Annotated in this window: 6 protein-coding genes; 2 read left to right on the forward strand and 4 right to left on the reverse strand. The window is 55.1% G+C overall.

Going from position 1 to position 9461, the window contains the following annotated elements; translation table 11 throughout:
* The first annotated feature begins 421 nt into the window (after window positions 1-421).
* Entirely contained in the window at window positions 422-2599 is a 2178-nt protein-coding gene (locus ACZ6WW_RS22315; protein WP_465276150.1) for an ESPR-type extended signal peptide-containing protein, read from the forward strand.
* A gap of 147 nt (window positions 2600-2746) precedes the next feature.
* Window positions 2747-3457 (forward strand): YjjG family noncanonical pyrimidine nucleotidase, encoded by a 711-nt coding sequence (locus tag ACZ6WW_RS22320; protein ID WP_465276151.1) that lies wholly within the window; start codon window positions 2747-2749, stop codon window positions 3455-3457.
* A 321-nt stretch (window positions 3458-3778) separates the two neighbouring features.
* Here the strand turns inward: ACZ6WW_RS22320 and ACZ6WW_RS22325 are convergent, their stop codons facing one another.
* The 4 genes from ACZ6WW_RS22325 to ACZ6WW_RS22340 are packed head-to-tail and all read right to left on the reverse strand — an operon-like array spanning window position 3779 to window position 9055.
* Window positions 3779-4228: a hypothetical protein gene (locus tag ACZ6WW_RS22325; protein WP_465276152.1), complete on the reverse strand. Its 450-nt coding sequence runs from the start codon at window positions 4226-4228 to the stop codon at window positions 3779-3781.
* A complete protein-coding gene (locus ACZ6WW_RS22330) occupies window positions 4225-5496 on the reverse strand; it encodes a TniQ family protein (protein ID WP_465276153.1) in 1272 nt (423 codons plus the stop codon). The genes ACZ6WW_RS22325 and ACZ6WW_RS22330 overlap by 4 nt, the downstream gene beginning before the upstream one ends.
* Window positions 5493-6575 carry an AAA family ATPase gene (locus ACZ6WW_RS22335; protein ID WP_465276154.1) on the reverse strand — a complete coding sequence of 361 codons (1083 nt, stop codon included), beginning with the start codon at window positions 6573-6575 and terminating at the stop codon, window positions 5493-5495. Before ACZ6WW_RS22335 ends, ACZ6WW_RS22330 begins: the two co-directional genes overlap by 4 nt.
* Entirely contained in the window at window positions 6572-9055 is a 2484-nt protein-coding gene (locus ACZ6WW_RS22340; protein WP_465276155.1) for a TnsA endonuclease N-terminal domain-containing protein, read from the reverse strand. The genes ACZ6WW_RS22335 and ACZ6WW_RS22340 overlap by 4 nt, the downstream gene beginning before the upstream one ends.
* Window positions 9056-9461 lie beyond the last annotated feature (406 nt).

The following is a 9461-nucleotide window of genomic DNA, read 5'->3' on the forward strand; positions in this document are numbered from 1 at the left end:
ACAAGATCACGTTGAAAGCAACATCGCATGAGTAGTTCGCGGCAATAGCCTTGCAATATGTCTGCGCGCCCGCGCCTAGATTCACTCGGTTCGACGTATTGATGCCCTGTCCAATGAAGGTCATCTGAGAGATCGTTGCGCTCATCGGCAACCACCCGCTTTCAGAAGTCAACATCGAAATAGTTTGAAAAATGGGGAAGCCTCATTTTTCGTATCACTTTTATAGGCCGATTCCTGCTGACTCCGTAGCATTTGATCATCCCCATGGATGTTCTCGCATGACGGGGATTCGTGTTGCAACCACGCGCCGGCTCGGCCGGAACTAGTCAGACAAACGCTTACTTTGCTGTGTCGCATCTCGCGAGGGATTCGCGTGGCCGATTGAAAGTCACGCGTTTGCCATCTTTCAAGGAATTAATCCATGAACTCGATTTACCGCATCGTTTGGAACACCACCACTGGCAAGTGGGTGGTCGCTTCTGAGCTCGCAAAGGGACGCAAGAAGAGGAGCGCCGTGAAGAGCGCCGCCTTGGCCTTGGCCTTATCCAGCTTCGGCATGGGTGCCGCCATCGCTACAGAAAATGTCACCATCGGCGATTCGGCTGAAGCGCGAGGCACCGGTTCGATTGCCATCGGTGACAATGCTCAGGCTTCGACTGCACCGGACGGCTCGACCGCCGGCAATTATGGTATCTCCGTGGGTAGCCAATCGCGCTCGGCTAATGGTGCCGTGGCAATGGGCTTTCTCTCCACCGCGGACGGCGACAAGAGCACGGCACTGGGTATCCGCGCCAATGCTGCTGGTGCCAGCAGTGTGGCCGTTGGCAACCTGGCGCAGGCGACGGGTTCGAAGGCTTTGGCGGCAGGCACCAACGCCCAGGCATCGGGCGATGGGAGCACCTCGTTGGGCAACAACACCGTTGCCAGAGGACTCTACAGCACTGCAGTAGGCGATGCCGCTTCCGCGCTGGGCCAATGGAGTACCGCCTTCGGCTACAGAGCAACCGCCAAGGGCAGCAGCAGTGTGGCGATTGGCGACAGCTCGAATGCAGCGAACTTACACGATGTCGCTATCGGCTTGAACAGTAAGGCGATCGCCGATGATGCTGTTGCCCTGGGCGCCAACAGCTTGGCTGACCGTGCCTATACAGTCTCCGTGGGCAAGGCGGGCAGTGAGCGCCAAATCACTAACGTCGCGGCAGGAACACGGGCCACAGACGCGGTGAATTTCTCGCAGCTGCAAAGCGTTAAGGCACTGGCTGACAGCACAACCACCTATGTCAAGGTCGTTGGCAAAAATGACGGGACCGATGATGCCGTGGCATCAGGTACGGGTGCCTTGGCTATCGGCGCCAAGGCAGTAGCGACCGCGAACAATCTCGCCATTGGCCAAGGCGCATCCGCTGGTGGTGGTGGCGGCGATGTCGCTATCGGCCGCAATGCATCGACCTTGAGCTACGGATCAGTCGCCATTGGCGATGGAACTGTCACTCAGGCTTTTCATTCGGTTGCTTTAGGAGGCGGATCCAAGACGGTGGGTGCTGGTGACGTGGCCGTTGGCTATGGCGCCATCGCCGATTCAACGGGAACCTATGATACGGCAGCCACCGCTATCGGGAGAAGCGCACAGTCTATTGGGTCGGGTGTTGCTTTGGGCTACAAGGCCACCGGTGCTGCACTCGGCGCCACCGCGCTTGGCATGAACGCCAATGTCGCCAAGGACGCCACCAATGCGGTCGCACTCGGCACGAGCAGCATCGCCAACCGAGCCAATACAGTGTCGGTGGGTGCATCCGGTAGCGAGCGCCAGATTGTGAACGTCGCCGACGGCACCCAAGACACCGATGCCGTGAACCTGCGTCAGCTGAAGTCAGCCGGCCTTGTTGGTGGGGACGGCAGTCTGCTTGATGCGGTGACGTATAGCGCGGGGTCCGACCAAGGGCTTATCGCTCTAGGCGGAGCCCTGGGAACGCGGCTTACCAACGTAATGGCAGGCACCGTCGCACCAGGCAGCATGGACGCGATCAATGGCGATCAGCTGTGGAACCTGCAGGATCAGGTGAACAGCTTGGGCGATCGTGTGACCGAAGTTGAGAAGAGCGCCGGCACACCGGGGCCGACACCTACCGATCCGGTGACGCCGCCGAGCGATGGTGGCCCGGTGACGGACAACGGCGGCCACATCATCGGCAACGTTGGTGACGGCGTCGCACAGACCGATGCAGCCACGGTGGGTCAGGTATCGCAGCAAACGCAACAAGCCATTGACACAGCCAAGAGCTACACCGACACGCAGGTTGGCGCAGTCAGTCAGCGGCTGGATCAGTTCCAGGCCACGGTGGACCGTCGCTTCCAGCAGCAGGATACCCGCATCAGCCGCGTAGGGGCGATGAGTGCAGCTTATTCTCAGATGGCGTTTAGCGCGCAAGGTATCAATACACCAAATCGCGTGGGCATAGGCATCGGCACGCAGGCCGGTCACAATGCTATCGCTGTGGGCTACTCACGCAGTGTTGCTCCCAATGTGAACTTGTCCTTTGGAGGGTCTGCCTCGGGCAGCGAAACTTCCGGCGGCGTCGGGGTCGGTCTCGGTTGGTAATTCAGAAACACCACAAGGGTGAGCTCCGGCTCACCCTTTTTATGCGGCATTCTCTCGAGATAACCGTGGCTGTCTTACAATTCAAGCCTTGTAGGTCAAAGCCGCCTCTGAGGGGCGCGCCGCCCTAGCACTTGATGAGGCACGCACATGACATATCGCCACTTCCTCGTTGACCTAGATGACACTCTATTGGACTTTCGGGCATCAGAAAGCCTCTCATTCGAGAGAACCCTTCAGAGCTTTGGTGCACAACTACTGAACTCGGAAATCTTTGCTGACTATCAACGCGAGAACCACCGTCTCTGGGCTGAATTCGAGCTCGGGCTAATCACCAAAGATGCGCTGAAGGTAGAACGTTTTCGACGCATTTTTTCTTCCCATGGACTCGACATTGATCCTGCGGAGGCCAGCAAGCGTTACTTGGACTGCCTTCCTGAAACCGTCGTGTTGATCGATGGGGCGGCAGCACTTTGCGAAGCCCTTTCTGGCCTGGGAGAAATTGGCATCATTACAAATGGCATCGAATACGTTCAGACTAAACGAATCGAGAAAGCAGGCCTACACGATTGGATCAAATTTGTGGCGACGTCTGAAGCTTGCGGGTTCGCCAAGCCAGATAGCAGATTCTTTCAGTTCTCAGTAGAAAAATTCTCCAAAATCAGCAAGCCGGAGACAATCATTGTGGGCGATCGGCTCGACGCTGATGTACTGGGCGCAAATCGTTTTGGTATTGATAGTTACTGGTTCAATCCGAAGCGACTTGTGAATGAGGGTGGTGCTGCTCCCACGTTCGAAGCGACGACGCTCAAAGAAATCATCGACGCATTCGTGCCGGACCCAGGCAAGGCTCCGCTTTAGCCTATCAATCCTGTGTGCCATCGCATATCGTTTGAGAATATCCCCGTTAATGCGGGCCAATCATACTATCGGGGTCGGCTAGTTCTCGGCAGCAGGAATGGTCAGGGGCGCCTCCCGTGGTGAGTTCTAGTAGGTATGGAGCGCCTAACTAAGCGATCAGTGAGACTGAGTGCATTGAAGTGGACTTAAGCCGCAGCAGACGGGACACAACACGCGGCTCTGCTTGATTGCCCCAACTTCGTTTCGAGCAGCCGTGTTGCGGATTACCAGAATCCACATCTAAAGTCGGCTTCTTAAAATCGCCGTGGAGCTTCCAAATCCCTACTTTGTAGAGGACAACCAGTGCTGCGGCTCTAATACCTGGAAGTCTCGAACGACGCATGCAAATTTTTCAATGAACTGCACCGCATCCCTTTCAGCCTTAAGAATCTCTCGCTTTAATTCATATGTCCTAGTCCCTCTATTGATCGCAAGTTGCGCAGCCGCAATTTTCTCTGGATCGCATCCAATATACGTCTTGCTCCGCCGACCATCTTCCCACCGCTTCAGGTATGCGTACTGACGAGCTTTGAAATGGATGGTGGCCCGTTCATAGCAGGGCGATTCCTGTAGTGCATTCAACTCTTGATAGAGGCGTCTTCGATAAAGCGACAACTCCGCTAGCTTTCTCTCAGCAGCCACAAAAATCGTCGCCAGCTCGGGGAACCAATCATTCCCTACGTCCCTGGTCCTGCAGAGGTTTTGTTCCTGCACCCCCTCAGGCGAACTCATTCGCCATCCCCAAGAGAGGAAGATCTAACGTGTGGCAATCCTTCCAAAGCGACTCGCGTAGCCTTCCCTATAGACCGCCTAGGCAGTCCCGTCTCCCTCATTAGCCTCTTGACAAACGCCTTCCGCGACATCCTTTCTACATCGCTTGGAAGTAACTCTGATAACTTTTTTCTAACCGCGTCCGATGCAAGCCTAGCAACACGCTGTAGCTCGGCAGCTTTATAGGCAGAGCGCCTAGCGGTAATCCTGTTGGAGAGCACTTCATAGGCGTAACGCGCACATCTCTCCGTGACACCATGTTCGCGACAGATCGTCGCCACTGATGGAGGACATAGTGTCGGTGAAGCGTAAGCAGCCTCCCTAAGTGACCCCACTAACTTTTGTCGTTCCTCCCGCCCAAGGCGTGGTCTGGCCGATCTTTGGGCTCGGGATGCCTCCAAAGCAAATTGGCCTTGAGATGCCGCGAGCACAGGCTCTTCCAGAATTGTGCTTACTGACTGCTGAGCTGCGGCTGCGAAATGAAGAATCGTAACTAGGCTTGGCTTCTTGGTTGGCATATTGAGCCAATGTCGAATTTCGCTTGGAGGAGTGCTTGGATTTTCTGGGCCGTATGAGAAGCCTGCCTGCTGACATCGCTTACGGGCCTTAAGATACGAGTGAAAAGGATTGCCTTTATACGGCTCAGCCTCACCATTCTTAAGGATCAGAGAAATCTGCCTACGAAACCATCGCTCTTGGTCCGACACTTCAGCCTTCTCACCAACCGAACCGAGAGCCTTGCCACATCGGAAACAGCACTCGCGGCTCGTTCTACCAAACGTCGCGTATGGTTGAGCAGATACGCAATGGGGACACAGACTAGTTAGCCAGACATCGTGGTCGGGACACACAGCCAGCGCGCTGACGCTCCACAGAAGTGGATCATATCCGTGTTCTTTATCTTCACCATCTGCGAGGCATACCGGACACCATCTTCGCGTAGAAAATACCGAGCCATTGTTGTTGGAGGCGAGTACAGAGCGAAGCCGAAGCAAGGTGCCACAACGTAGGTCAGTCCGCCCAGTCAGAACGGAGAGGCGCTCAACTACTGACGATGCGAAATCGGAGTACCCGTTCAGCAGTCCGGGCTCCTTTGCCTCGTGAAGGGTCGCTAAAAGCTGCCGGATAGTTACGTTGTGGGCAACAGCGAGACGATGAACATACGATGCGAGCGATTCCACACGCCCTGACCCAACACCGTAAAGCGGAAGAGGAAATAACGTAGTCATGAGAGATCATCGTCTTTGGACGGTCTATTATTTTTGTTGCCTCCAACTGGGTCGCGCACTGGCAATCTTCGACCTCTTCGCCCCTTCTTCGGCGATCTACGCTTGTTTTCAAACATCCTGTCGGGAACTTCGATCTCACCTAATAGCATCGCCTCCCCCCCGAATGCTTCGCGCTGCAAGGTTTGAAGCTTCGCAGGAGAGTGTGCGGAGGCCAAAAGCATTTTCTTGGTAATTGACGCACTCCCTGTTGCGCGCATTTGTGCATACGCGCCTCTCACTAGGCGGGCTATTTCCCCAATGATTCCGATTGTCGAGTCGTAAATGAACTCATTGAGATCACGTAGCGACAGGGAGCCGGATAGTGGGATATGTTGTGAGAAGCTTTCAAGGAGCCTTTCGAAATCGATTAAGTCCTCGGCTTGATCCTTCCTGTAGCGATCAAGGACGACATCTTGAAGCCTTCGATTGAGCTGAGCAGAGCGGTTCCAGAGCGGGAGGATTTCGTACGTTCCGAACAGGATCACCACAGTACCCGTTCCTTCAGCCAATCCCTTGATGGAATCAAGATTGTCGATGGCTTTGCGTACTGACCCAGTCTTCAGCAAGTGCTGTGCTTCATCTACCAGTAAATAAGCGGTCTCCCGATGAAAAATCGCCTTCTCAAGCGCGAGACGTAACTGGGGCTCAGAATGCCCGAGCCTTATCTTTTCCAAGTCCAGCCTCGGACTGTCACCAGCAATAATCGGAACTCCCCCTTTAGCCGCGTAGAAAGGATGCTTCACTGCCTCAAGGAGCCGGAGAACAAAGGTCTTCGAACTGAAAAGCCCTGCAACATCGTTGCGTATGGATGTAGCCGCAATCGGGATATTCCCCGCGGGCCAATTTTCGACAGGTCCAGCGAGGCTCTTGGGAAGTTGCTCGAGAAGCTTGGTCTTGCCAACTCCCGATGCACCGACGACCAGAATCATCGAGCCAGGAGGCGAAAACGTCGCATGAGCATGCACTAGTTGCAGAGCTTCTGAAAATTTCCTGTGATTCCAAACCAACTGGCGTAACTTGGTTGCGAAATCGTCTTTCATGACGCCATGTCCTGAAAGGGTTCAACCGCCAGGGATCGCAACCGATCAAAACCCGGTGATGCCTTGGCTGTGACAGGTTGATCCGAAATCGCATCTGTATCCTCGACGTCCACGGGCTCCGTCGACGAGGCACTCATTGCTTGCGCTTGGCTATCTCTCTTCGAGGCCAGTTCGTCACTTGGTACCCAGGTGGGGCGTTGTTTGGCCACGAAGCGCTCATCAGCCGCTCTCTTTAACGCCGCCGCCAAAGGCCTCCCGTAATAGTCAATGGCGCTTTGCGCCCAACGATCGAACTCATCGAAAGATTTTAGGGTCACATGTCTTGCTGACACGCAGTCAATCCATCGCCCACCGACATGCGCGTACAGAACCGAGCTGTCGAAGGGCTCGATCCTTACCTCGACCCTTTTCCTTTCATACTTAGGCTGAGATAGTTCCTCATGCCAGTAGATTCTTTGGCCAACCCGAATTCCTCGCCGACTATCGACGACATAGCTCGCCCTGGGGGGACGGCCTGCCGTTTCGATCAGAAAAGCTTGGTCACATTGGACTGACTTCAACAATCCCGAGAAATCTGAAGTACTCGCCACCATCCGCTGCTTCGGGCTAAAGCGCTCGTTGCCATGTGGCTTCTCATTGTAGTAACCAAATAGATAGTGTTCGATCGCGCTATAAATGCGAGCCAGTACGAAGCGAGCGTTGGCTTCCGACTTATGAGAAGTGGTGGCGCTTCGCCACTCTTTGTCGTTCTGCATGTTCCCATCAAGCTGATTGATGAGGTCGCGATGGATGGCATTGAATGATCGCTCTACCTGAGAGCCGCAACGCGCATCCGCCACTGCACGTTCAAGCTTGGTGCAGCCATGATTTGCGCTAAACATTTCCCAGAACTCTCCACCAAACTCCGGTCCTTGATCTGAAATCCAAGCCAAAGGCAGATGCCCATGGCGCCTGACGCAGTCACGAAGCAGCATGGCCAGCGATTCCCAACTTGGCGGCGAAAATGAGAGCCAGAACGCGATGACTGCGTCGCTCCACCCGTCGATCATGGTAGTTAGCCACGGACGACCAAGTACCTCTGCCGCCCCGAGCTGTGCCCATACTTTTTCATCAATGGGCGTGTGGTCGATATGCACTAGCTCCAATGCGGTCGTCGGCCACACTGCTCTCACGTTAGGATGTGCCGGTGGACGGCTCGCTAGCCAGCTACGATGACCAAATCGTTTCCTTGCCAGCTCGCTTTTGGGGGTTCTCCGAATGAAAGCTCGGAAAGTCTTGTAGCTGACACTCGGCACTTCACCCCAAACAATACCGGTGTACACCCAGTGCATGGATCGACGAGCCGGAGTCGCGTAATAGCGACTCTTGGCGTGCTCCATAAGGGCTTCCTGAGCAGGGGTTATTCGGGGAGTCCTGTTTCCTTGCTTATGATTTAGCGGAACCAGGCCAGGGAGTACGCCTGCACCTGATGCCTCTGAGACCTTCATTCTTTGAAGTAACCTTCGTTCATTTCTCGTAGGTGGCCGCTCTCCCTTCAGGGCGGGAAGTATTGCCTTGTGTCGCTCCGAAGCCTTTGCAATCTGTTTATCAGTGAGCGCATCAATCGCAGATCTACTTTCGCGCTCACCACTCGACGCTCTCAGATCAACCTCCGCGAGATCTTGATCGCGATATGGCTCATGCTCCTTAGCATCTGCAAACCGAAGCATGGCCTGCTCGCTACGGAAAATACGCGCGTTTCTCGGGTCAGCCAGAAGCTGCAGTGACGTCGCCGCAAAGATTTTTCGTTCCACTATCCATCGCAAGATAGGCGTCGCGTCCTCCAAAGCTAGGTCATCAACAATGCTTCGCACAGTCGCTATCGCATTCTCATGAACCAGTCGACCTAGTCGCTTTATGAGGGTGTCTTCATTTGGAAGTGCACTCAATCCACTTGCAGCCACAAGCAAATTTAGGTTTGCGGCCTCTATCTGCCCGATGTCCTCCACCGGGTGAATGCGATAGGCAATGCCAAGCCGCCCAAATTGCGAAGCCACAGGCATGTTGACCCAGCAGTCATTTCGCCACACCCAATCATCGGGGTGCTTCTCCCGGTTCTTTTTGATCGTGTCGTACGGCTTCACTTCGACGACTTCCGGATAGTCGTGCCGGAGGATCAAAAAATCTGCCGTGTACGCGCTGACATGCCGCCGTCCGGCTCTGTTGCGTACAACTTGTATCGGTTGCGGCTGGTCGTAGTACTCGATGACATCATCATCAAGCTCTAGCGTAAGGAGAAATGGGTACTCGCCTGTCCGGCTTTCCGCCTGGATCGTGCAGCCCATCTTGGTCGATGGAAATCGACAGGCGACGGATAAGAACCGTGACCCGCCCACGCGACGGGCGGGCGGCATAGCCCGCACCGCCTCAATGTAGGCCTGTCCGGTCTTGGTGAGGCCGGAAGCTAGGTATCGATCGAACAGATCATTAGGAATAGCCATACGTCGTGTCCGCCAGGACGCGACCGCGCACCGACCGTGCGGTCGCACGAGCGGCTACTTGACGTGGCATTTGGGCAAGCAGATACTTCAGGTGTCAGGAGCGAACTTGACATCCTTAGTACACAAAGCCCGGTTGCCGCCGGGCTTTTGTGTTTTCTGCTGATACCTTTTTTGCGCGATCACGACTTCACGGATCTACCTCCCTCAGTCATCGTCACAATCAAAGACCAATACAGCGTGCAGGCGTGCTAAAGCTAAGCCCACGCTACGAAGCTCACATTTCAATCCGGCTTGTACCCTGGAACGCATGCTCTCGACACTCTGTTAACCAGAGCGCTATGTCCTTCGCGATGGCGTAGTGTCCGCGGCGATGCTTCAGCGGGAAGATAGGCACAGGGGCGGTGCC

The sequence above is a fragment of the Dyella sp. NPDC103356 genome (genome assembly GCF_055584465.1).